The 21,412-nt window shown below is 72.6% G+C and carries 22 protein-coding genes; 15 read left to right on the top strand and 7 right to left on the bottom strand.

What is annotated here, in order from left to right; genetic code table 11:
- Positions 1 to 2: 2 nt before the first annotated feature.
- Complete coding sequence (locus tag DEU31_RS05070; protein ID WP_243733725.1) at positions 3 to 569, bottom strand: dihydrofolate reductase family protein; 567 nt, start codon at positions 567 to 569, stop codon at positions 3 to 5.
- A complete protein-coding gene (locus DEU31_RS05065; protein WP_166649386.1) occupies positions 544 to 1,596 on the bottom strand; it encodes a tellurite resistance/C4-dicarboxylate transporter family protein in 1,053 nt (350 codons plus the stop codon). The genes DEU31_RS05070 and DEU31_RS05065 overlap by 26 nt, the downstream gene beginning before the upstream one ends.
- Before the next feature lie 229 nt (positions 1,597 to 1,825).
- Here DEU31_RS05065 and DEU31_RS05060 point away from each other — a divergent pair, with 229 nt between their 5' ends.
- The 5 genes from DEU31_RS05060 to DEU31_RS05040 all read left to right on the top strand — a co-directional run bounded on the left by DEU31_RS05060 (position 1,826) and on the right by DEU31_RS05040 (position 6,254).
- A complete protein-coding gene (locus tag DEU31_RS05060; protein ID WP_243733723.1) occupies positions 1,826 to 3,271 on the top strand; it encodes an MDR family MFS transporter in 1,446 nt (481 codons plus the stop codon).
- A gap of 193 nt (positions 3,272 to 3,464) precedes the next feature.
- Positions 3,465 to 4,220: a helix-turn-helix transcriptional regulator gene (locus tag DEU31_RS05055; RefSeq protein ID WP_133676138.1), complete on the top strand. Its 756-nt coding sequence runs from the start codon at positions 3,465 to 3,467 to the stop codon at positions 4,218 to 4,220.
- 127 nt (positions 4,221 to 4,347) lie between these two features.
- Entirely contained in the window at positions 4,348 to 5,151 is an 804-nt protein-coding gene (locus DEU31_RS05050; RefSeq protein WP_133676136.1) for a VOC family protein, read from the top strand.
- A 101-nt stretch (positions 5,152 to 5,252) separates the two neighbouring features.
- Positions 5,253 to 5,747: a flavin reductase family protein gene (locus tag DEU31_RS05045; protein WP_010550206.1), complete on the top strand. Its 495-nt coding sequence runs from the start codon at positions 5,253 to 5,255 to the stop codon at positions 5,745 to 5,747.
- Positions 5,748 to 5,942: 195 nt separating this feature from the next.
- Entirely contained in the window at positions 5,943 to 6,254 is a 312-nt protein-coding gene (locus tag DEU31_RS05040) for a hypothetical protein (protein WP_133676134.1), read from the top strand.
- A 16-nt stretch (positions 6,255 to 6,270) separates the two neighbouring features.
- On the opposite strand, the gene DEU31_RS05035 is transcribed toward DEU31_RS05040, so the two are convergent.
- On the bottom strand, positions 6,271 to 7,932 hold the full coding sequence (locus tag DEU31_RS05035; protein WP_133676132.1) for an ABC-F family ATP-binding cassette domain-containing protein: 1,662 nt from the start codon (positions 7,930 to 7,932) through the stop codon (positions 6,271 to 6,273).
- A 136-nt stretch (positions 7,933 to 8,068) separates the two neighbouring features.
- Here DEU31_RS05035 and DEU31_RS05030 point away from each other — a divergent pair, with 136 nt between their 5' ends.
- The gene (locus DEU31_RS05030) at positions 8,069 to 9,289 is read left to right on the top strand and encodes an acyl-CoA dehydrogenase family protein (RefSeq protein WP_133676130.1); all 1,221 of its coding nucleotides are present in this window, start codon (positions 8,069 to 8,071) and stop codon (positions 9,287 to 9,289) included.
- Between the two features lie 357 nt (positions 9,290 to 9,646).
- On the opposite strand, the gene DEU31_RS05025 is transcribed toward DEU31_RS05030, so the two are convergent.
- From DEU31_RS05025 to DEU31_RS05015, 3 genes are all read right to left on the bottom strand, one after another.
- On the bottom strand, positions 9,647 to 11,248 hold the full coding sequence (locus DEU31_RS05025) for a lactate permease LctP family transporter (protein WP_010550210.1): 1,602 nt from the start codon (positions 11,246 to 11,248) through the stop codon (positions 9,647 to 9,649).
- Positions 11,249 to 11,388: 140 nt separating this feature from the next.
- Positions 11,389 to 12,339, bottom strand: coding sequence for an L-lactate dehydrogenase (locus DEU31_RS05020; RefSeq protein WP_010550211.1), 951 nt, complete (start codon positions 12,337 to 12,339; stop codon positions 11,389 to 11,391).
- 135 nt (positions 12,340 to 12,474) lie between these two features.
- The gene (locus tag DEU31_RS05015; protein WP_133676128.1) at positions 12,475 to 12,789 is read right to left on the bottom strand and encodes a 4a-hydroxytetrahydrobiopterin dehydratase; all 315 of its coding nucleotides are present in this window, start codon (positions 12,787 to 12,789) and stop codon (positions 12,475 to 12,477) included.
- 61 nt (positions 12,790 to 12,850) lie between these two features.
- Between DEU31_RS05015 and arfB the strand changes: the two genes are divergently transcribed.
- From arfB to DEU31_RS04975, 8 genes are all read left to right on the top strand, one after another.
- Positions 12,851 to 13,291 (top strand): alternative ribosome rescue aminoacyl-tRNA hydrolase ArfB, encoded by a 441-nt coding sequence (gene arfB, locus DEU31_RS05010; RefSeq protein ID WP_133676126.1) that lies wholly within the window; start codon positions 12,851 to 12,853, stop codon positions 13,289 to 13,291.
- Positions 13,292 to 13,413: 122 nt separating this feature from the next.
- Positions 13,414 to 13,986, top strand: a complete 573-nt coding sequence (locus DEU31_RS05005; RefSeq protein WP_010550214.1) for a 1-acyl-sn-glycerol-3-phosphate acyltransferase — start codon at positions 13,414 to 13,416, stop codon at positions 13,984 to 13,986.
- Between the two features lie 9 nt (positions 13,987 to 13,995).
- Positions 13,996 to 14,790: a pyrimidine reductase family protein gene (locus tag DEU31_RS05000; protein ID WP_010550215.1), complete on the top strand. Its 795-nt coding sequence runs from the start codon at positions 13,996 to 13,998 to the stop codon at positions 14,788 to 14,790.
- Positions 14,783 to 15,292 carry a flavin reductase family protein gene (locus DEU31_RS04995; protein WP_010550216.1) on the top strand — a complete coding sequence of 170 codons (510 nt, stop codon included), beginning with the start codon at positions 14,783 to 14,785 and terminating at the stop codon, positions 15,290 to 15,292. The genes DEU31_RS05000 and DEU31_RS04995 overlap by 8 nt, the downstream gene beginning before the upstream one ends.
- 130 nt (positions 15,293 to 15,422) lie before the next feature.
- Positions 15,423 to 16,385: a TIGR03885 family FMN-dependent LLM class oxidoreductase gene (locus DEU31_RS04990; RefSeq protein WP_010550217.1), complete on the top strand. Its 963-nt coding sequence runs from the start codon at positions 15,423 to 15,425 to the stop codon at positions 16,383 to 16,385.
- A gap of 29 nt (positions 16,386 to 16,414) precedes the next feature.
- The gene (locus DEU31_RS04985) at positions 16,415 to 18,757 is read left to right on the top strand and encodes a glycosyl hydrolase family 65 protein (RefSeq protein WP_133676124.1); all 2,343 of its coding nucleotides are present in this window, start codon (positions 16,415 to 16,417) and stop codon (positions 18,755 to 18,757) included.
- Between the two features lie 116 nt (positions 18,758 to 18,873).
- Positions 18,874 to 19,116 (top strand): PspC domain-containing protein, encoded by a 243-nt coding sequence (locus tag DEU31_RS04980; RefSeq protein WP_029360345.1) that lies wholly within the window; start codon positions 18,874 to 18,876, stop codon positions 19,114 to 19,116.
- A 70-nt stretch (positions 19,117 to 19,186) separates the two neighbouring features.
- Positions 19,187 to 20,206 carry an LLM class flavin-dependent oxidoreductase gene (locus DEU31_RS04975; protein WP_133676122.1) on the top strand — a complete coding sequence of 340 codons (1,020 nt, stop codon included), beginning with the start codon at positions 19,187 to 19,189 and terminating at the stop codon, positions 20,204 to 20,206.
- Positions 20,207 to 20,289: 83 nt separating this feature from the next.
- Here DEU31_RS04975 and DEU31_RS04970 read toward each other — a convergent pair whose 3' ends face one another.
- Positions 20,290 to 20,733 (bottom strand): VOC family protein, encoded by a 444-nt coding sequence (locus DEU31_RS04970; RefSeq protein WP_133676120.1) that lies wholly within the window; start codon positions 20,731 to 20,733, stop codon positions 20,290 to 20,292.
- A 155-nt stretch (positions 20,734 to 20,888) separates the two neighbouring features.
- Here DEU31_RS04970 and DEU31_RS04965 point away from each other — a divergent pair, with 155 nt between their 5' ends.
- Positions 20,889 to 21,365 carry a VOC family protein gene (locus tag DEU31_RS04965; protein WP_133676118.1) on the top strand — a complete coding sequence of 159 codons (477 nt, stop codon included), beginning with the start codon at positions 20,889 to 20,891 and terminating at the stop codon, positions 21,363 to 21,365.
- Positions 21,366 to 21,412: the final 47 nt, after the last annotated feature.

Genomic DNA, 21,412 nt, shown 5'->3' with positions numbered 1-21,412 from the left:
GCTCAGCCCCAGCCGGTGGGAGCGTCGCTCCGACGGCCGACGGGGTCAGCCTTCGTCGGCCGCCGAGCGGTCCCAGGCCGTGCCGGGTGGCCGCTCGAGGTGGGCCGGCGCGTACCGAGCAGCTGCAGGCCGCCCTCGAAGGTGCGTGCGGCGAGCAGCTCGAGGGAGAAGTCCTCGAACTGCTCCCAGATCCGCTCAAGACCGGTGCGGCCGGTGATGACGGGGAAGAGCACCACCCGGAAGCGGTCCACGAGCTCGGCCTTCATGAGCGCGTGGCCGAGGCTCAGGCTGCCGCTGAGCACCAGCGGCCTCGTCGCCTCCGCCTTCATCGCCCGCACCGCCTCGGCGGCGTCGGTGCTGACGAGAGTCGTGTTCTGCCAGTCCAGGGGCTCGCTGAGCGTCGAGGAGAAGACGACCTTGGGCGCCCGTCCCCTCTGGGCGAAGCTCTCCTTCTCGTCCTCGGAGACGTCGAGCTCCTCCGCCTGCGCCGCCAGGCCCGACATCAGGGCGGCGGCGGACGTGAAGGGGCGGGACGGCGAGCCGTCAGCGACGGGACGCGGCCGGAGCACGCACGAGGGTGAGCACCAGGCCCCCGGCGACCGCGACCCAGGCGAGCACGGCGATGACGAGGCCCACCTCCCCGACGGCCTCGGCGAGGGGCAGGTGCTCGCTCCGTCCCAGCCGCATCGAGGCGACGGCGAACATGCCCAGCGGGAACACCATCGACCACAGCGCCGGCTCGTACCGCAGCGGCACGCGGTGGACGAGATGGCGCCACGCGCCGGCACCGACCAGCAGCGGGATCTGCCACAGCGCGAAGCACCAGAAGATCACCACGGTCCCGCCGATCAGCCCCCTCGCCGCCTCGACCATCGGCACGGGCGGCATCTCGTAGACGGCGGTGCCGGCGACGACGGCGATCGCGAGCGCGCCCATGGAGACCCAGTAGGTGGGCTGGAACTGCTCCGGGGTGATCCCGAAGTGCACGATCCTCAGGATCACCAGCACGGCGATGCCCGCGTACAGGATCGTCCCCACCGACCAGGCCATCACGGTCAGCGCACCGATCAGATGCGCGGCGTCCCCGTCGGGCGGCCGCACGCCGGAGAGGCCGACGGCGAGCGACTGGGAGGCCACCGACCACACGAACCAGCTGCCGTCGGTGCGCTCGAGGATCCGGCCGCCGTCGCGGGTCATCAGCACCTGCCAGGGCAGCACGTAGCCGAGCACCGCCCAGATCGCCGCGCCGAGCATCAGCAGGACGAACGCCGCACCACCCGTCCCCTCGGCCTGGAGGCCGACGGCGAGCACGCTCGCGGCCGCCACGATCGTGAAGAACCCGAAGGCGCGCTCGGGGCTGCGCGCATCGGCACGCATCCGCGCGCCGTGCCGCAGGGCGCGCAGCGCGAAGAGCACGACGAGCACCGCCGCGGCGACGAGGGCGAGGACCAGCAACGCACGGGCCGCCGCCCCGAAGCCCGTCATCCGCAGGCCGACGGAGACGATCCCGCTCGCCATCACGAGGGCGAAGTACCCGGGGGCGAGGGAGGCGATCGACTCGTCGGCGCGCACGAGGAGGGAGGAGGGGGCGGACACCGCTCCATTGTGCGATGAGCGCGTCGTGGGCACGTCGGGCATCGGGCGACCCCTCGGGTCGAGGCCTCGACGCGCGGGGCCGGATGAGGCATGGACCTCTCTCCCCTGACCTTGCACTCAGTGCAACTTTCGACCTACTGTGCTGAAGGCGGTCGAGACCGCCGACCGCGTCGAGCGGGGACGAGCGGAGAGGGGCCAGGTGGCGATCGAGACGAGAGAGGTGCCCGCCGTGAGCGGCGAGACGAACGGCAGGACGACAGGCTCCGGGGGCCCGGCCCCGGTGCAGGTGAACCCGAACATCGTGATGGCGGTGCTGCTCGCCGGCGCCTTCGTCATCATCCTGAACCAGACGCTGCTGAACACGGCGCTGCCGGCGTTCATGGCGGACTTCGGCATCACCGCGAATGCCGCCCAGTGGGTGACCACGCTGTTCATGCTGGTCAACGGGATCATGATCCCCGCGACGGCGTTCCTGATCCAGAAGTTCTCCACGCGCACGATGTTCTTCGCGGCGATGGGCATCTTCGCGCTGGGCACGCTCATCTGCACGGTCGCGCCGGTGTACGCGGTGCTCCTGGTGGGCCGCGTGGTGCAGGCCGCCAGCGGCGGCATGATCATGCCGCTGATGCAGACGATCCTCTTCGCGATCTTCCCGATCCACCGTCGCGGCACGGCGATGGGCACCTTCGGCCTCGTGATCTCCTTCGCCCCGGCGATCGGCCCGACCCTGTCGGGCTTCATCGTGGACCACTGGTCCTGGCGGGTGCTGTTCGTGATGATGCTGCCGATCACGCTCGGCGCGCTGATCTTCGCCCATCTCACGCTGCGCAACGTCACCGAGCAGACGGATCCCCGTCTCGACGTGCCCTCCCTGATCCTGTCGACCTTCGGCTTCGGCGGCCTGCTGTTCGGCTTCTCCACGGCGGGCACCTCCGGCTGGGCGAGCGCGCAGGTGATCGCGCCGCTGGCCGTCGGCGTGGTCGCGCTGGTGTGGTTCGTGCGGCGCCAGCTGCGGATCGAGGAGCCGCTGCTGCAGCTGCGGATCCTGCGCAACCCGATGTTCACCCTCGGCACCGTGCTGGGCATGCTGGTGTTCATGGCGATGATCGGCGGCATGCTGATGATCCCGCTGTTCATGCAGAACATGAGCGACTTCTCCGCGATGGAGTCGGGGATGGTGCTGCTGCCGGGCGCGGTCATCATGGGCGTCATGTCCCCGGTGACGGGCCGGATCTTCGACCGCTTCGGCGCCCGGGTGCTCGCGATCGTCGGCTTCGCGCTGCTGGCGTCGATGAGCCTGCTGCTGGCGCGGCTCACCCCGGAGACCTCCTTCGCCTACATCGCGATCGTCAACGCGGTGCGGATGCTGGGCACCGCGATGGTGATCATGCCGGTCACCACGGCGGCGCTGAACCAGCTGCCACAGCCCCTCATCCCGCACGGCGCCGCTGTGAACAACACCCTGCGCCAGATCGCCGCCTCGGTCGGCACTGCCGTGCTGGTCACCGTGATGACGGTCGCCGCGCTGGACCCGGCCGAGCACGGGGTCGAGGGCCAGATCCACGGCGTCAACGTCGCGTTCGACGTCTCCGCAGGGATCGCCGCGCTGGGCCTCGTCGGGGCGTTCTTCCTGCGCAACTCGAAGCCGGCCGAGGTCGCCGACCCCGAGAGCTGATCCCGGCACCTCCGGTCCGCCGCTCGGCGAGCCCCCTCCCTGCGACCCCGTCGACCCGTCCCGGTCGGCGGGGTCGCCGCATGCCCGGCCGCCGAGGTCGCCGCTTCCCCGACCCGCCGCGTCGCGGCAGGCCCGATGGACGAGCTCCCGTCGGCCAGGCCGTCCGACGGGCCGCCGCCCTAGACTGTCGCGTGTGACGCCGCTCACGACGCCCCTGCCTGAGGCCGCGCTGGCCTCCGTGGTGGACCTCGCCCGGGACCGCGCGCCCTCGCTGCAGGTCGCCGATCTCGCCGATGCGGCCGGCTACAGCCCCTTCCACTTCTCGCGCCTGTTCAGCGCGCAGCTCGGGATCGGCCCCGGCCAGTACCTGATCGCCCTGCGCGTCGGACGGGCGAAGGAGCTACTGCTGGCGGACGACGCCGCGGTCATCGACGTGGCCTGCGAGGTGGGCTTCGACTCCCTCTCGAGCTTCGGCCGCCGCTTCCGCAGCACCGTCGGCGTCACCCCGGGGCAGCTGCGCCGCCTCGCGCAGACGGTCGCCGATGCTCCCCCGCGCCCCTTCACGATGCTGCGCCCGCACCCGCTGGGCGCCCGGGCCGTGCGGGCGGTGCTGGAGCTCCCCGAGGGCGCGGACCGGCGCGGCGATCCCTCGATCTGGGTGGGCTGGTACCCGCAGCCTGCGCCGATCGGCCTGCCGGCCTCGGGCGTGCTCGTCACGGGCGTCGACCACGTCGACCTCCCCCTGTGCGCGGGCGCCCCCTTCCTGCTCGCCTTCGCGGTGCTTCCGCACGCCGATCCGCTGGACCTGCTCGCACCGCGGGCGCCGATGGTCGCAGCGCACCCTGCGCCGCTGACCGGCCCCGGGGAGGTGACGCTCCGCTTCGGGACCTCCGCGGCGGGCGGGAGCGTGCCGATGCTGTCGGCCCTGCCGGCGCTGCGCCCCGCCTGACCCGCGCGGCACGGTGCCGGCGGACTGCGCATGATCGGACGCACCTCCGCCCCGCCCCCGCCCTAGCGTGGGAGCCCCGGCCGGACCGGCCGCGGCCGCCGCAAGGACCACGAACACAGGAGGAACCATGACCCGCAGCACCGGCACCACCACCTGGCTCGATCTCTCCGCGCAGGACGTCTCCGCCGTGATGCCCTTCTACGCCGGTCTGTTCGGCTGGGAGGTCGAGGGCCTCGGCGAGGAGTTCGGCGGCTATCGGATCCTCCGCAACGACGGGAAGCTCGTCGGCGGCGCGATGTCCGTGGCGGGGATGACCTGCCCCGAGGGCAGCCCCCTGCCGTCCGAGTGGGGCGTCTACCTCACCGTCGACGACGTCGACGCCCGCGTCGCCAGGGCCCGCGAGGCGGGCGGCGGCGTCGTCGTCCCCGCCGATGACATCGGCGACTCCGGCCGCATGGCCGTGGTCCTCGACTCCGTCGGCGCCCCCATCGGGATGTGGCAGCCGAAGCAGCTCGAGGGCTACGAGTTCACCGGGCGGCCCGGCTCCCCCGTCTGGTTCGAGCTGATGACCCACCGCTACGACGACGCCGCCGCCTTCTACACCGCTGTGTTCGACGCCGAGCTGGTGCCGGTGGGCGAGGGGATGGACGAGGGCGGGGACGACTTCCGCTACGCGACCAACGGCTCCGGCGAGAGCGCGAGCTGGGGCCTCTGCGATGCGGCGGGGATGATGCCCGAGGATGCCATGGGATGGCGCGTCTACTTCGGCGTCGAGAGCACCGAGCAGGCGCTCGCGAGCGTGCGGGAGCTCGGCGGGAGCGTGCTCGACGGCCCGTTCGACTCGCCCTTCGGACGGATCACGACGATCGCGGATCCCGAGGGGGCGAGCTTCCAGATCAGCGCGATGGGCGAGGCGACGACGGAGGGCTGACCCACCTCGCTGACCTGCCACTATGACGCCGCATGACGGTCGGGTCCCAGGACGTGGGCCCGGCCGTGCGCGGGCGCGGCACGCGTCCTAGAGTCAGGAGCATGCTGACCGATTCCGCGCTCCGTGAGGCCTTCTCCCACTTCCCGCAGGGAGTGGTGCTGGTCGCCGCCGAGATCGACGGCGTGCGCCACGGACTCGTCGCCTCGACCTTCACGGTCGGGGTCTCCCTCGAGCCGCCCCTGGTCTCCGTCGCGGTGCAGCACAGCTCGCGCACCTGGCCGCTGCTGCGCGAGCACGGACATCTCGGGGTCACGGTGCTCGGCGATCGCCAGCGCGGCGTCACCCGCCAGCTCGCGGGCCCCGACCGGGAGCGCCGCTTCGAGGGCCTGGACGTGGAGGCCGACGAGCACGGCGCGCTGGTGCTGCAGGGCGCCCCCGCCTGGATGACAGTGCGGGTCCACGACGAGGTGCGCGCGGGTGATCATGACCTCGCGCTGCTCGAGGTCCTCGCGATCGACAGCTCCCCGACCGCCGAGGCGATGGTGTTCCATCGCAGCCGCTTCAAGGGGCTCGTCGAGGGCGACATCGCCTGCTGAGCCCCGAGGCTGACCCCGGGGCGCGTGAGACGCGTCTCAGAGCGCCGGATTCCTGTGAGGAGTACGCCTCGGTCACTCCCATTTGTCGGACCGCTGTCCAACAATTGCCGTGAGACCGCATTCCGGGCGGTCGAGCTGTTCCCCGTCGGGCCCTGAGCGCCCGAGCGGATCCTGGCTTCCGAGGAAGGACCCTCCATGCAGTTCACCCGTGCCCTCGCGGTCGCCTTCGGCGACTGGCTCGAGCGCGAGCAGATCCGCCGCGCCCTCCTCGCGGAGCGTCCCGAGCTCGACGGCGTCCTGCATCTGGACCCGGAGCGTCCGCTGCTGCGGATCCCGCGCGTGGAGCGCGGTGCGGTGATCGTGGCCCGACTCGACGAGGAGAACGGGGCGACCTGGCTGGTGGGTGTCGCGGGCGCCGCCGATCCGGTGCTGCACGAGGCCTCCTCCCCCGAGGAGGCTGCGCGGATCGCGCTCGACGTGCTCGAGCCCTGCCCGCTCGCGGGCTGACGGGGACGCCGGGGACTCAGAGCTCGGTGACCTCGCCGTCCTCCACCTGCCACCGCCGGTCGATGCGCACGGTCTCGAGCATGCGCCGGTCGTGCGTGACCAGCAGCAGCGTGCCCGTGTAGCTCTCGAGCGCCTGCTCGAGCTGTTCGATGGCGGGCAGGTCCAGATGGTTGGTCGGCTCGTCGAGCACCAGCAGGTTCACGCCGCGGGCCTGGAGCAGGGCGAGCGCCGCACGGGTCCGCTCGCCCGGGGACAGCTCGGCGCAGGGCCGACCCACGTGGTCCGCGCGCAGGCCGAACTTCGCCAGCAGGGTGCGCACGTCCGCCGGGGTCATCTCCGGCAGCAGCGCCCCGGCCGCGTCGGCCAGCGGCGCCTCGCCGGCCAGCAGGGAGCGTGCCTGGTCGATCTCGCCGATCCGCACGTTCGCGCCGAGCGAGGCCGAGCCCTCGTCGGGCTCGATCCTGCCCAGCAGCAGCTGCAGCAGGGTCGACTTCCCGGCGCCGTTGGGGCCGGTGATGCCGATGCGGTCACCGGCGTCGACCTGGAGGGAGAGCGGCCCCAGCGTGAAGGCGCCCCGGTGCACCGCGGCGCCCGCGAGGGTGGCGACGACGCTGCCGGAGCGAGGCGCGGCCCCGATCGTGAACTGGAGCTGCCACTCCTTGCGCGGCTCCTCCACCTCCTCGAGCCGCGCGATCCGGCTCTCCATCTGCCGCACCTTCCGCGCCTGCTTCTCGCTGGACTCGGTCTGGGCACGGCGGCGGATCCGGTCGTTGTCCGGCGCCTTGCGCATCGCGTTGCGGACGCCCTGGCTGGACCATTCGCGCTGAGTGCGGGCGCGGTCGACGAGGTCGGCCTTCTTCTGCGCAAACTCCTCGTAGCGCTCGCGGGCATGGCGTCGCACCGTGGAGCGCTCCTCGAGATAGGCCTCGTAGCCGCCGCCGAAGAGACGGTGGGAGTGCTGGGCGAGGTCGAGCTCGAGCACCTCGGTGACGCAGCGGGCGAGGAACTCGCGGTCATGGCTGACCAGCACCACCCCTCCGCGGAGGCCTTGGACGAAGGCCTCGAGCCGGGCGAGGCCGTCGAGGTCGAGGTCGTTGGTGGGCTCGTCCAGCAGCACCAGGTCGAAGCGGGAGAGCAGCAGCGCGGCGAGCCCCACCCGGGCGGCCTGGCCGCCGGAGAGGGAGGTCATCGCCACCTGCTCCGCCTCCCCCGGGCCGATCGGCAGGCCGAGATCGGCTAGCACGACGGGCAGGCGCTCCTCGAGGTCGGCCGCGCCGCTGGCGAGCCACCGCTCCAGCGCCGCGGCGTAGACGTCGGCCGGCTCGGGGCCGCCGGGCGGGGCGTCGTGCTCGAGGGCGGTGGCGGCGGCATCCAGGTCGGCGGTGGCCCGAGCGCAGCCGGTGCGTCGGGCGACGTACCCGGCGACGCTCTCCCCGGGGGTCCGCTCGTGTTCCTGCGGGAGCCAGCCCACGAAGGCGTCCGACGGGGAGAGCGTCAGGCCGCCCTGCTGAGGGGCGGCGGCTCCTGCGAGGAGGCGCAGCAGCGTCGACTTCCCGGCGCCGTTCGCACCGACCACGCCGATCACGTCCCCGGGGGCGACGGTGAGGTCGAGGCCGTCGAAGAGGATGCGGTGGCCGTACCCTCCGGCGAGGTCATGGGCGACGAGGGTGGCGGTCATCCCGGCATTCTCGCACCTGCCCGAGCGGCTGCTCCGCAACGCCGTGTGACGGCATGGGTCAGCACCCTGGCCCCGGCGGTGCACGGGACCCTAGGGTCAACCATCACCACCCGTGAGTACCGAGGAAAGGACACCTATGACCACGCTCGCCGAGCTCCGCGCCCGCTTCGCCCCCGTCATCGAGACCATCGCCCAGGGGACCCTGGACCGGGAGCGCGAGCGCACCCTGCCCCACGGCGCCGTGCGCGCCCTGGCCGAGGCCGGCTTCGGGACCGTGCGCCTGCCCGTCGAGGCGGGTGGCTTGGGTGCCACCTTCGGGCAGCTGACCTCGCTGCTGGTGGACCTGGCCGCCGCCGATGCGAACCTCCCCCAGATCTGGCGCGGGCACATCGCCTTCGTCGAGGACCTCCTGATCACACCGCACGCCGAGTTCCGGCAGCGATGGCTGCGACGGATCGCCGACGGGGCGGTGATCGGGAACGCCTGGTCGGAGATCGGCTCCGTGGAGCGAGGCTCCCAGGGCACGAAGGTCGCGGTCGAGGGCGAGCACGCCGAGGTGACGGGCCGGAAGTTCTACACCACCGGCTCCTACTTCGCCGACTACTCGGACACCCTGGTCGAGGCGGCCGACGGGTCCCAGCACATCGCCGTGGTGCCGTTGGTCCAGGCCGCGGTCACGCGCAGCGACGACTGGGACGGGTTCGGGCAGAAGCTCACCGGGACCGGCACGATCGTCTACGACCGCGCACAGCTCGACGCCCAGGACGTCATCCCCTTCGAGGACCGGTTCGGCTACCAGACCGCCGTGTACCAGCTGGTGCTGATCGCCGTGCACGCCGGGATCGCCGCGGCAGTGCGCAAGGACGCCGCGGCGGCGGTCGCGGCCCGCACCCGCACCTACAGCCATGGCAACGCCGACCGGGTGCGGGAGGATCCGCAGATCCTGCAGGTGCTCGGCGAGATCTCCGCGGTCGCCGCGACCGCGGAGGCGCTGGCGGGCCAGGTGGCGGAGGCGATCGAGGAGGCCGCCCGCGCGGCGGGTGCCGGCGGCGAGGAGGAGCGCTCCGCCCTGGTGGCGGCGGAGCTCGCCTCTGCCCGGGCCCAGGTGGTCACCTCCCGCTTGGTGCCGGGGGCGGCGACGCGGCTGTTCGACGCGCTCGGGGCCTCGGCCGTGCGCGAGACCTCGGCGCTGGATCGCCATTGGCGCAACGCCCGCACGGTCGCCTCCCACAACCCCTGGGTGTACAAGGCCCGCGAGATCGGCGCCTTCGAGGTCAACGGCACCGAGCCGGGATACCAGTGGTCCATCGGCACCGTGGAGTCGCGGGAGGACGCCTCGGCGCCCGTCCCCGTCTGAATCAGCTGCCCTGCGCGTCGACGGCCTCGAGGTCGTCCTCGGTCTCGAGCGCTGACCGCGCTGCGCGCCCTTGCCCTCGCCGCACCTGCCCGCCCCGAGTTCCGGGCCGCATCCCCTCGGACGGACCACCCATGCGCTCCACCCAGGACATGACCTACGCCTGCGGCGAGTGGCTCGAATGCGACAGCAGCCGACGCGCTCTCATCGAGGCACGGCCCGACATCGCCTCCGGGACTGTGCTCGACCCGCAACGGCCGATGCTGCGCATCCTCGGCCCGGAGGGCGATGTCGTGGTCCGTTCCACGGGGCTCGGTCCCCGTCGGGCGCTCCCGTACCCGGCGCAGGCGCTTCCCGGTGTCAGAGGAGGACCGACAGCAGCAGGCTCCAGACGCAGATCACCACGAGCATGCCGAGGCTGGGGGCGATCGCCTTGCGGGTGATCTCGCCCTCGCGCCCTGACAGTCCCACCGCGCCGGCCGCGATCGCGATCGACTGCGGCGAGATCACCTTGGCGGTGGTGCCGCCGGCGGTGTTGGCGGCCACGAGCAGCGCCGGGTCCACCCCGATGTTGCCCGCGGTCGCGGTCTGCAGCGGTCCGAACAGGGTGTTGTTGTTGACCACCGAGCCGGTGAGGAACACGCCGATCCATCCGATCACCGGGGCGAGCAGCGGGAACACCGGGCCGACGGCCGCCAGGGCGTAGCCCATCGTGGAGGAGCCACCGGAGTGGTTGGCGATGTTCGCGAGCATCAGGATCACCGCGATCAGCACGATCGCCATGCCCAGGCTCCGCACCGTCCCCACCAGCTCGCCGAGCACGTCCCGCAGGGTCACCTGCGGGGTGGTGAGGAAGGAGACGATCACGGCCAGCAGGATCGCGGTGCCGGTGGCACCGAGCAGCGAGAGGGTCCAGGTCGTCTCGACCACCGTCCCGTCGGCCGTGGCGATGTGACCGGTCAGCCCTGGCAGCGGGACCGCAATGGTGGTTCCGCCGAGCGCGCCGGTGGTGAACAGCTCCTCCACCGGGGGCAGGGACCACAGCAGGATGAACGCCGAGAGGATGTAGAAGGGGCTCCATGCCACGACCACCTCGTTGAAGCTGTGGGCGCGCAGCACGGGCACCGGTGCGTCGTCCTCGCGGTGGATCCGCTCCGGGGCCCAGGCTCGGGCGACGGCGAACACGGCGACCATCCCCGCCAGGCCCGCACCGATGTCGGCGAGCTCCGGGCCGATGAACCACAGCACCCCGGCCTGCACGCCGCTGAACGCGAGCGAGACCACCAGGGTCATCGGGAAGGTCTCCCGCAGTCCACGCACCCCGTCCATGACCATGACCAGCAGGAAGGGCACCACCAGGGTCAGCGGCTGCAGGATCACCACCATCATGCGGGAGAGGTCCATCACCTCCATCCCGGTCACCTGAGCGCCCACCAGCACGGGGATGCCGATCGCGCCGTAGGCGCCCGCTCCGACGTTCGCGATCAGGGAGAGCACCGCCGCGCGCATCGGGGCGAAGCCGAGCTGCACCAGCAGCGCCGCGCAGATCGCGATCGGCACCCCGAACCCTGCGACGCCCTCGAGGAAGGCCCCGAAGGCGAAGCTGATCAGCAGCACCTGGATGCGCTGGTCGGCGGAGACCGCGCCGATCGAGTCGCGGATGATGTCGAAACGGCCCGAGAGCACCGCCAGGCGGTACAGCCACACAGCCATCACGATGATGTACGCGATCGGCCAGAGTGCCGTGAGCAGCCCCGAGAGCCCGGCGCCGGCGACTGCGGTGGCGGGCATGCCGTAGGCGATCAGCGCGACGAGCACCTCGACGGCCAGGGCGATCAGGCCCGAGAGCACCCCGGAGAGCTTCAGCACCACCATCAGCAGGAGGAAGACGAAGATGGGGAGGGCGGCCGCGAGGGCCGAGAGGAGGAGGTTGTCGAGCGGGTCGAGGGTCTGGGTCCACATGAGAGGTCTCCGAGGTCGTGCCGGAGCGGGCGCTCCGGCGGTGACGCGGTCAGGGACGAGGCCCCCGACATCCCGGGGATGTCGGGGGCCTCGACTCTGAGGCTCCCGGGGGGCCCGCGCGACCTCCCGAGCCTGGTGCGTCAGCCGCGCAGGCTGGCGGCGACGGCTTCGAGCGCATCGGCGCTGGAGCGCAGCTTCTCGAGCTCCGGCGCGTCGAACGGCGTCTCGCGGATCGGTCGGGCGCCGAACGAGCCGACGATGCTCGGCACGGACAGGGCCACCCCATCGATGCCGTGGAAGTCTTCGAGCACGGTGGAGACGTTCAGCACCGCGTTCTCGTCCTTGAGGATCGCCTCGACGATGCGCGCGCTGGACAGGCCGATCGCGTAGTTCGTCGCCCCCTTGCCCTGGATCACCTTGTAGGCGGCGTCCCGCACGTCCACGGCGATCCGGTCGAGCTCCTCGAGCGTGAACCGCTGTGCGCCGTCCTCCGCCCGCCACTCGAGGATCGGCACGGAGTGGATGCGGGCGGCGGACCACAACGGGAACTCGGTGTCGCCGTGCTCGCCGACGATCTGGGCGTGGACGGAGGTGGGCGCCACCCCGGTGCGTCGCGCGATCTCCCAGCGCAGGCGCGAGGTGTCCAGCACGGTGCCGGAGGCGAACACCCTTTCGGCCGGCAGTCCGGAGGCTTCGTGGGCGAGCATGGTGAGGACGTCGCAGGGGTTCGTGACGATCACGAAGACCGCGTTCGGTGCGACCTCGAGGGTGCGGCGCATGATGTCCCCGACGATCTTCGCGTTGGTCGCGGCGAGCTCGATGCGGGTCTGTCCGGGCTTCTGCTTGGCGCCGGCGGTGATCACCACGACGTGCGACCCCTCGACCACGCCGATGTCGGAGCCACCGATGATGTCGCTGGCACGGGTGAACAGGGTGCCGTGGGCGAGGTCGAGCACCTCGGCCTCGGTCTTCGCGGCGTCGATGTCGTACAGGGCGACGTGGCGGGCGGAGCCGCGGATGAGCGAGGCGTAGGCGACGCTGGAGCCGACGGCGCCGGCCCCGATGACGGTGAGCTTCGAATTCTCGATCATGCGTCGACCTTAGTTCCGGCGCCCCGAGCGCTCCAGGGCCCGAAGTCCTGTCTCGCCGGATCTCATGGACGCCTTGACGCGGCGGCCGGGAGTTCGGGCGCGCCCCGATGGCCCTCCTGCGCGCGTATACGGATCTCAGCCCTCCGCGGGGCGGATCCCGAGCTCCTCGGCATGGGCGCTGACCGTGCGCGCGAGGTCGATGTCGCGCGAGGTCACTGATCCGACGTCGTGGCTCGAGAGGGTCACCGAGACCTCGGGATAGGTGAGAAGGATTTCGGGATGGTGGTTCGCCGCCTCGGCGGAGACTCCGACGCGGTTGACGAACGCGAGCCCGGTCGCGAAGTCGCCGGTGTCGAAGCGTGCGATGAGGGCCTCGCCCTCCTGATGCCAGCCGGTGAGCCCGGCGTCGGCGATCTGCTCAGGGGTCAGGGTCTGCTTCGGATCAGCCATGCCGCCATCGTGCCCCGTCCGCGGCCGGACGGCCAGACCCTCGGCGGGGCACACTGGGGACATGGACGACCTGCGAGTAGATCCCGGCCCGGGGGCGCCCCGCGGCCTGCGCGTTCCCGCCGCGGAGCTGGTCGAGCAGTTCTCCCACGCCTCCGGGCCGGGCGGTCAAGGGGTGAACACGTCGGACTCCCGCGTCCAGCTGAGCCTGGACCTGGCCACCACCTCGGCGCTGGACGAGGTCCAGCGCGCCCGCGTCCTCGAGCATCTCGCCCTGCGCACGGCGGGCACGGTGCTCACCGTCACCGCCTCCGAGCAGCGCTCCCAGCTCAGGAACCGCCGAGCCGCGCGGGAGCGGCTCGCCGCCCTGCTGCGCGAGGCCGTCGCCCCCGAGGTGCCGCGCCGGGCGACGAGGCCGACGGCCGGCTCCCGCCGCCGGCGTCTCGCGGCCAAGCGACGCCGCGCGGATCTCAAGCAGACCCGCAGGCCGCCCCGCGGCGAGTGAGCGCAGGGCCTCGCCCGTCGACCGCACCTCTACCGCCCGGCAGGCCGTGCACGAGCAGTGCGTCCGTCCCGGAGAGGGTCCTCCTGCAGTGACCCTGCACCCTCAGCGCCTACTCTCTGGACATGATCCGTCAGCTCCTCGCACGCGCCTTCTGGGCCCTCTCCCCCTGGAGGCTCGTCGTCGAGCGCGTCCCGGACCGGCCCACGATCTTCGTCGGGGCACCGCACACCTCCAACTGGGACTTCGTGTTCATGCTGGCGATCGCCTGGCGGCTGCGCCTGAAGCTGCGCTGGCTGGGCAAGCACGACCTGTTCACCGGCTGGAAGGGGCCCGTGATGCGCGCACTCGGCGGGATCCCCGTGGACCGTCGCGACCCGGCACGTGTGGTCGAGGAGGTCATCGCCCTGGTCCGCACCGGGACCGTGTTCGGCCTGGTCATCACCCCGGACGGCACACGCGGTCCGCACACGCACTGGAAGTCGGGCTTCCACCGGATCGCCCGGGCGACGGGCCTGCCGCTCACCCTCGGGTTCGTGGACCGCACCACGATGACCACTGGGCTGGGCTCGACCGTTTCCGTCACCGATGACGTGCGCGCCGACATGGACCGGATCCGCGCGTTCTACCAGGACAAGTCCGGCTACCACCCCGCGCAGCGCGTGGAGCCGAGGCTGCGCGAGGAGGGTACCGCGTAGGGTGCCGGGATGGAGCTCCTCGAGCACGGTGCACCGGTCCCGGACCCGCTCCGGCCCTATCTCGACGTCGATCGGTCCCGGCCGCGCCACGAATGCTGGGTGACCGGGCACATGGTGGCGGGCCTGGACGGCACCGCCGCAATCGCGGGCCGGGTCGGTGCGCTGTCCACCGCCCCGGACCAGTCGCTGTTCCGCCGCATGCGCCAGATCGCCGACGTCGTGCTGATCGGCGCCGAGACCGTACGCCGCGAGGGCTATGCGCCGGTGAGGCTGTCTCAGGAGGCGCAGCAGCAGCGCAGGCTCCGCGGGCAGGCCTCGCTGCCGCCGGTCGCGGTGGTCAGTCGCAGTCTCGACCTCGACCTCACCTCGCACGTCTTCGCCGGTGCGTCGGAGGAGGCGCGCACGCTGCTCATCACCTGCTCCGCCGCGGACCCCCAGCGCCTCGCCGCCGCTCGCGAGGTGGCGACGGTGCTCATCGCCGGCGAGGACCGGGTCGACCCGGCGCGCGCCCTGCGGGCCCTGGCCGAGCGCGGCTGTGCGGTGGTGCTGTGCGAGGGCGGTCCCCGATGGCTCGGCGAGCTGGTCGCGGCCGACCGTCTGGACGAGCTGTGCCTCTCCGTCTCGCCGCTCATGGGAGGCGACCCGCTGCCGGTCAGCGTGACCCCTGCGGGCACGCCGCTGCGCCGTTTCGCGCTGCGCAGCTCCATGGTCGAGGACGACACCCTCTTCCTCCGCTACGAAGCGCTCCCGCCGGAGGACGGCGCCGCGGAGCGCACCATCGCAGAGGACGGGAACGATGAGTGAGCACGCCTTCGCCGGTCTGATGGCCGCGACCGATCCCGCGATGGTCGTGGTCACGACCGCCGCCGGGGGCGAGCGCGCCGGATGCCTGGTGGGCTTCCACGCCCAGTCGAGCATCTCCCCCGAGCGCTACTGCCTCTGGCTGTCCAAGGCCAACCACACCTACCGCGTCGCCCTGCGTTCCACGCACTTCGCCGTCCACGTCCTCTCCTCCGCGGATCACGCCCTGGCCGAGCGGTTCGGCACGCTCACCGGCGAGGAGACGGACAAGTTCGCGGGGCTCGACCTGAGCCGCGGCGAGGGCGGGGTCCCCCTGCTCGGGGCGTGCCCGCAGCGCCTGCTCCTCGAGCGGATCACGATGCTCGACGACGGCGGTGACCACGTCTGCGCCACCGCGCGGGTCCTCTCGGCGCAATGGGAAGGGGAGCTCGACCCGCTGCGGCTGTCCTCCGTCGAGCATCTGCGTGCCGGGCGGGACAGCGGCGAGCACGCGGTCCATCCCTGAACGGGCCCCGGCGGCGCCGCGGGCGGACACGCTCCGCGCGCCGTCCCTTCGTCCACCGGGCCTCCTCCACGGCGGACCCAGCGGTCGAGGAACTACCCCGGCCATGCCGCGCTCTGCTAGGAACGACCACATGACGGTGTACGGCTTCCACGCCTCCCACGAGCAGATCTCGCCGCGGCAGCTGCTGGCGGACGTCCAGCTGGCCGAGCAGGCCGGCTTCGAGGCGGTCATGTGCTCGGACCATCTCGAGCCGTGGTCGCGGCGCCAGGGACACGCCGGGATGGCCTGGCCCTGGCTCGGCGCGGCGCTGGCCACCACCTCGCTGAGCTTCGGCACGGTCACCGCACCCGGACAGCGCTACCATCCCGCGATCGTGGCCCAGGCGATCGCCACCCTGGGGCAGATGTTCCCGGGCCGGTTCTGGACCGCGCTGGGCACCGGGCAGTTCGCCAACGAGCACGTCACCGGGCAGGGCTGGCCGCGCAAGGAGGTCCGGCAGCAGCGGCTCGAGGAGTGCGTCGGGATCATCGCGCGCCTGCTCGACGGGGAGACGGTCTCGCACGACGGCCTGGTCACCGTCGAGGAGGCCACCATCTGGGAGGCCCCCTCGCCGCGCCCCGCGCTGATCGCGCCCGCGATCTGCGTGGAGACGGCGGTGCGCGGAGCGCGCTGGGCCGACGGGCTCGCGACCATCAACCAGGACCCCGCCCATCTGAGGGAGATGCTCACGCGCTGGGCGGATGCCGGCGGTGCCCCGCGTCGGATCCTCCAGGTCCATCTCTCCTGGGCTCCGACCCAGGCGGAGGCACTCGCCCTGGCGCACGACCAGTGGCGCTCCAACGTGCTCCCCTCCCCCGCCTCCACCGACCTGCGGGTCGCGACCTACGACGCGGTGACCGAGCGCGGCGTCGGCGACGAGCAGCTGCGCGAGGCCGTCCTGGTCTCCGCCGACCTCGGCGAGCTCACCGAACGGCTCCACGAGCTCGCCGACCTCGGCTTCGACGAGCTGTACCTGCACCATGTCGGCCAGGAGCAGAGACCCTTCCTGGAGGCCTTCGGGGAGAGCGTGCTGCCCCGGCTGCGCAGCGCATGAGGAGCACCCCGGACCAGGAGGAGGGACCGATGCCCGCGACGACCCCGACGTTCGAGATCGACCCCTGGCAGATCCGCGAAGCGGCCGTCGACGTGGACGGTCTCGGCGTCAGCGAGACGGTCTTCAGCCTCTCCAACGGCCACCTCGGGATCCGCGGCACGCTCGACGAGGTCGAGCCCCATGCCGTGCGCGGCACCTTCCTCGCGGGGGTGCACGAGCTCCACCCCCTGTCCTATCCGGAGGGCGGGTACGGCCATCCCGAGCACGGCCAGGCGATGGTGGCGGTCTCCGATGCGAGCGCGCTGCGGCTGACGGTCGACGGCGTGCCGCTGGACGTGCGCGCCCTCGACCCGGAGGTCCACGAGCGCGTCCTGTCGCTGCGCACCGGGGTCCTCGAGCGGCGCCTGGTCTGGCGCACGCCTGCCGGGGCGCGCCTGGAGCTGCGCACGCAGCGCCTGGTGTCCCTGCGGGAGCGCTCGCTGTGCACGGTGCGCTACCGGCTGCGTGCCCTGGACGGCGCCGCCCACGTCGTGGTGCGCTCGGAGCTGGCGCTCGGGGAGCGACCGCCGGCGGTGCAGAACGACGACCCCCGGGTCGGTGAAGCGCTCGACGACCCCTTCGACATCCTCGCGCGGGACTGCGACGAGACCGGCGGCGTGCTGACCGCCCGCACCCATCGCTCGGGCATCGAGGTGGCGACCGCGACCCAGCACCGGGTCCGCGGCGCCCGCACGGTCTCCTCCGAGGCCGTCACCGACGACCACGTCGTCACCACGATCACCGCCGCGCTCGACGTCGGAGGGACGCTGGAGATCGAGAAGCACTCGGGCTACGCGTGGGCGCAGGACGGCTCGCCGGGTTCACTGCGCGAGGAGGCCCGGGCGGTCGTCGATTCAGGCCTCGACCGGGGATGGGATGCGCTGGCCGATGCGCAGCGCGAGGTGCTGGACGAGCTGTGGGAGACCGTCGACGTCGAGGTCGAGGGGGACGACGAGCTCCAGCAGGCCCTGCGCTTCGCCCTCTTCACCCTGTTCACCTCCACCGCCTGTCTCGAGGGGGCGCCGCTGGGCGGGAAGGGCCTGACGGGTCTGGGGTACAGCGGCCACACCTTCTGGGACATCGAGGGGTTCGTCGTGCCCGCCCTGTCGCTGCTCGTGCCGGACTCCGCGGAGCGGCTGCTGCGGTGGCGCCGATCGACCCTGGAGGCCGCGAAGGAACGGGCCGAGGTGCTGAACCTGCGCGGGGCGAGCTTCGCGTGGCGCACCATCGACGGGCACGAGACCTCCGCGTACTGGCCGGCCAGCACCGCGGCGATGCACGTCAACGCCTCGGTCTCCCGAGCCTTCTGGCTCCACGGCAACGTGACCGGTGAGGGACCGGACGCGGCGGGAGGTCTCGAGGTGCTGGTGGAGACGGCGCGGCTGTGGCTCTCGGCGGGGCACGTCGATGCCGAGGGCGGATGGCACCTGTTCGGGATGACCGGCCCGGACGAGTACACCGGGGTGGTCGACGACAACGTCTTCACCAACCTCATGGCCCGCCGCAACCTGCTGCGCGCCGCCGACGCCTGCGCCCTGCTGCCCCTGCGCGCCGCGGAGCTCGGCGTGACGGACGAGGAGACGGCGCGATGGCGCGAGGCGGCCGAGCACACGCACGTCCCGTGGGACGCGCACCAGCAGGTGCACCCGGCGAACACCGGCTTCACCACCTATCAGGAATGGCCCTTCGCCGAGCGGCAGGACTCGTACCCCGTCCAGGCGCATCACCACTACTCGACGATCTATCGCCGCCAGGTGATCAAGCAGGCCGATCTGGTCCAGGCCCTGTGGTGGTGCCGGGACGACTTCACCGAGGAGGAGCTCGCCCGCGACCTGGCCTACTACGAGGCCCGCACCGTCCGGGACTCCTCGCTGTCGGCGAGCGCCCAGGCGGTGGTCTGCGCCCGCGCGCAGCACCCGGACCTCGCCCACCGCTACCTGCGCGAGAGCGCCCTGACCGACCTGCGGGACCTGCACGGCGATGCACGGAACGGCCTGCACGTGGCCTCCATCGGCGGGTCCTGGCTGGCGCTGGTCACGGGGCTCGGCGGGCTGCGAGAGGATCACGAGGTGCTCGAGGTCGCGCCGCTGCTGCCCCGGGCCCTGAGCCGCCTCCGCTACCGCCTGACCTGGCGCGGCCGGCTCCTGCAGGTGGAGACCACGCGCGACGGCACGACGCTGACGCTGCTGCGGGGCACGGAGCCCGTGGACGTCCTCGTCGACGGCGCACCGCGGACCGTGCGCCCGGGCCGCCCGGTGACAGCACCGCTGCGGGAGGCCGCACCGCTGCTGCCGGAGCCGACGCAGCCGGTCGGCCGTGCTCCGCGCGTCTGAGGACCCGGGAGCTGCGGACCCGTCCCCGCCGCCCGGCACACGAGCGGGAATCCCGCGCCGAGGACGGGGGCCAGCCCCAGTGCCGAGGGGCCGCCGCCGGGCCTAGCCTCATGGGCATGAACTCCTTCTTCGCCACCCTCCGCGGCTTCCGCTTCCGCCGCGGCCCCCAGCGCATCCTCGGCGGCATCGCCGGCGGCCTCGCCGAGCTCACCGGTCTGAACGTGTGGCTCATGCGCCTGCTCGTGCTCGCCTCCTTCCTGCTGCCCGTGCTCGGCGTCGGCGCGTATCTCGCGGTGTGGCTGCTGACCCCCTGGCAGGACGGCACGATCCCGCTCGAGCGTCTGCTCGACCGCGGCTGATCACCGGGGAGCGTCGCTGGCTACGATGAGCGCACCGCGCCCCAGGGCGCCCTGCTCCGGAAGGTCCTCGATGCCCGATCGCTCCCGTCCCCTGCGCCGCCTCGGCTTCCTCACCATCGGCCTGTTCGATCCGGCCGATCCCGCGGTCGGGCACGAGTCGACCCTGTCGCTCATCGAGCTCGGCGAGGAGCTCGGCCTCGACAGTGCCTGGCTGCGCCACCGACACCTGCAGTTCGGGATCTCCTCCCCGATCGCGGTGATGGCCGCGGCGAGCCAGCGCACCTCCCGGATCGAGCTGGGCACCGCGGTGACGCCGCTGGGCTGGGAGAACCCGCTGCGCCTCGCGGAGGACCTCGCGACCGTCGACGTACTCTCCGGCGGCCGGATCAATCCCGGCGTCAGCGTCGGCACCCCGATGCAGTACGACACCGTCAAGGACGCCCTCTACCCGGACACCGCCGAGGTCGAGGACTTCTCCAAGACCAGGGTGGAGCGTCTCGCGGGCCTGCTCGCCGGCGAGCGGGTGCGGGAGCTGGAGGGGAAGCAGGGCGTGGTCGAGGAGTACTCCTCCCGCGTCGAGCCCCACTCCCCCGGTCTGCGAGAGCGGCTCTGGTACGGCGCCGGGTCCCTCGACTCCGCCGTCTGGGCCGGGGAGCACGGCCTGCACCTGCTCTCCTCCAGCGTCCTCTTCCCCGGCCCCGACGAGGAGCCGGACTTCGCCGCGGTCCAGGCCGCACAGATCCGCGCCTTCCGCGCCGCGGGCGGCACCCGCGCCTCGCAGGGCCTGGTCGTGATCCCCACCGACTCGGCGTCGACCGACCAGGCGGAGCGCTACCGCGCCTATGCCGCCGAACGCCTTCCGCGCACCCGCACCCCGCAGGGTCCGCGCCGGATGATGTTCGCCTCGGACCTGGTGGGCACGAGCGAGGAGATCGCCGAGCAGCTGTGGGCGCACGAGGGCTTCCGCGAGGTCGACGAAGTCGCCTTCGCGCTCCCCTTCAGCTTCACCCACGAGGACTACGTGCAGATCCTCACCGACATCGCCACTCGGCTCGGACCGGCGCTCGGCTGGACCCCGGCGAGCGCCTGAGGGGCGACGAGCCCGACGGCACGCCGTGCCGCGTCCCGTCGGCCGCTCCACCGATCGCGTCGGCCCGGCGCCGACCCTCCGGCTCAGTCCCCCGTCCCGCCGAGCTGCTCGGCGAGCATGACCAGGATCCCGCTCGGGCCGCGCAGATAGGTCAGGCGGTAGACGTCCTCGTAGGTCGCCACGCCCCGCAGGGGATGGCAGCCGTGACGCGCCGCGATCTCGAGCGCCGCGTCGAGGTCCTCGACCCGGAAGGCGACGCGGTGCATGCCGATCTCGTGCGGCTGCGTCGGGGCGGTCTCGATCGCCTCGGGGTGGAGGTACTCGAACAGCTCCAGCTGCCCGCTCCCGTCGGGCACTCCGAGCAGCGCGATCCGCACATGGTTGCCGTCCAGCCCCACGGCGGTCGATGCCCACTCGCCGCGGACGGTGTCGGTCCCGAGCACGGTCAGGCCCAGGTCTGTGAAGAAGGCGATCGCCTCCTCGAGATCACGCACCGCGATTCCGACGTTCTCCATGTGGATGCTCATGCCGTGGACAGTAGACCCGCCCCGCCGCGGAGGACAGACCCCGCAGTGCGCAGGATCGGACCTACCTGCGGCGGCGGCGCGGGCCTACTGTGAGCGCACGACGGGCCGCCGGCCCGCACCGACCCGCAGCACCGACACTGCAGGAGGGCAGCCCCATGACCACCATCGGCACCTGTCTCTGGTTCGACGGCCGCATCGACGAGGCCGCCGAGTTCTACGTCTCCCTCGTCGAGGACTCCCGGATCCTCCAGCGCACCGAGTACGAGGCCGGCGGCGGCCCGCCGGACGGTCCCGATATGACCGGTCAGGCGCTCACCGTCGACCTGGTGCTCGGCGGCGTGCCGTACACGCTGCTGAACGGCGGGCCCGCCTTCCCGCTGTCGGAGGCGGTCTCGATCACGCTCACCGTCGAGTCGCAGGAGGAGGTCAACCGGCTGTGGGAGGCGCTGATCGCCGACGGCGGCGCGGAGTCGCAGTGCGGCTGGTGCCGGGACCGCTTCGGCCTGTCCTGGCAGGTGATCCCGCAGCGGCTGAACGAGCTGCTGCAGGGCCCGCACGCCGAGGCGGTGACGCGCGAGATGATGACGCAGACGAAGCTCGACGTCGCCCGGCTCGAGGCCGCCGCCGGCTGAGCGGACCGCACCGCCCGACAGCAGGCGGGACGCCCGCGCCGCCCGCC

The organism is Brachybacterium sp. AG952, assembly GCF_004362645.1.
Classification (GTDB): domain Bacteria; phylum Actinomycetota; class Actinomycetes; order Actinomycetales; family Dermabacteraceae; genus Brachybacterium; species Brachybacterium conglomeratum.
The sequence above is the reverse complement of the archived record's forward strand: the minus strand, read 5'-3'. Positions and strand labels throughout refer to the sequence as shown.

What these genes read in the sequence shown, in the direction of transcription:
- DEU31_RS05050 (WP_133676136.1), top strand. Translation starts at nt 4,348, where the DNA reads ATGACCCGCAGCACCGGCACCACCACCTGGCTCGATCTCTCCGCGCAG.
- DEU31_RS05045 (WP_010550206.1), top strand. Translation starts at nt 5,253, where the DNA reads ATGCTGACCGATTCCGCGCTCCGTGAGGCCTTCTCCCACTTCCCGCAG.
- DEU31_RS05040 (WP_133676134.1), top strand. Translation starts at nt 5,943, where the DNA reads ATGCAGTTCACCCGTGCCCTCGCGGTCGCCTTCGGCGACTGGCTCGAG.
- DEU31_RS05035 (WP_133676132.1), bottom strand. Translation starts at nt 7,932, where the DNA reads ATGACCGCCACCCTCGTCGCCCATGACCTCGCCGGAGGGTACGGCCAC.
- DEU31_RS05030 (WP_133676130.1), top strand. Translation starts at nt 8,069, where the DNA reads ATGACCACGCTCGCCGAGCTCCGCGCCCGCTTCGCCCCCGTCATCGAG.
- DEU31_RS05025 (WP_010550210.1), bottom strand. Translation starts at nt 11,248, where the DNA reads ATGTGGACCCAGACCCTCGACCCGCTCGACAACCTCCTCCTCTCGGCC.
- DEU31_RS05020 (WP_010550211.1), bottom strand. Translation starts at nt 12,339, where the DNA reads ATGATCGAGAATTCGAAGCTCACCGTCATCGGGGCCGGCGCCGTCGGC.
- DEU31_RS05015 (WP_133676128.1), bottom strand. Translation starts at nt 12,789, where the DNA reads ATGGCTGATCCGAAGCAGACCCTGACCCCTGAGCAGATCGCCGACGCC.
- arfB (WP_133676126.1), top strand. Translation starts at nt 12,851, where the DNA reads ATGGACGACCTGCGAGTAGATCCCGGCCCGGGGGCGCCCCGCGGCCTG.
- DEU31_RS05005 (WP_010550214.1), top strand. Translation starts at nt 13,414, where the DNA reads ATGATCCGTCAGCTCCTCGCACGCGCCTTCTGGGCCCTCTCCCCCTGG.
- DEU31_RS05000 (WP_010550215.1), top strand. Translation starts at nt 13,996, where the DNA reads ATGGAGCTCCTCGAGCACGGTGCACCGGTCCCGGACCCGCTCCGGCCC.
- DEU31_RS04995 (WP_010550216.1), top strand. Translation starts at nt 14,783, where the DNA reads ATGAGTGAGCACGCCTTCGCCGGTCTGATGGCCGCGACCGATCCCGCG.
- DEU31_RS04990 (WP_010550217.1), top strand. Translation starts at nt 15,423, where the DNA reads ATGACGGTGTACGGCTTCCACGCCTCCCACGAGCAGATCTCGCCGCGG.
- DEU31_RS04985 (WP_133676124.1), top strand. Translation starts at nt 16,415, where the DNA reads ATGCCCGCGACGACCCCGACGTTCGAGATCGACCCCTGGCAGATCCGC.
- DEU31_RS04980 (WP_029360345.1), top strand. Translation starts at nt 18,874, where the DNA reads ATGAACTCCTTCTTCGCCACCCTCCGCGGCTTCCGCTTCCGCCGCGGC.
- DEU31_RS04975 (WP_133676122.1), top strand. Translation starts at nt 19,187, where the DNA reads ATGCCCGATCGCTCCCGTCCCCTGCGCCGCCTCGGCTTCCTCACCATC.
- DEU31_RS04970 (WP_133676120.1), bottom strand. Translation starts at nt 20,733, where the DNA reads ATGAGCATCCACATGGAGAACGTCGGAATCGCGGTGCGTGATCTCGAG.
- DEU31_RS04965 (WP_133676118.1), top strand. Translation starts at nt 20,889, where the DNA reads ATGACCACCATCGGCACCTGTCTCTGGTTCGACGGCCGCATCGACGAG.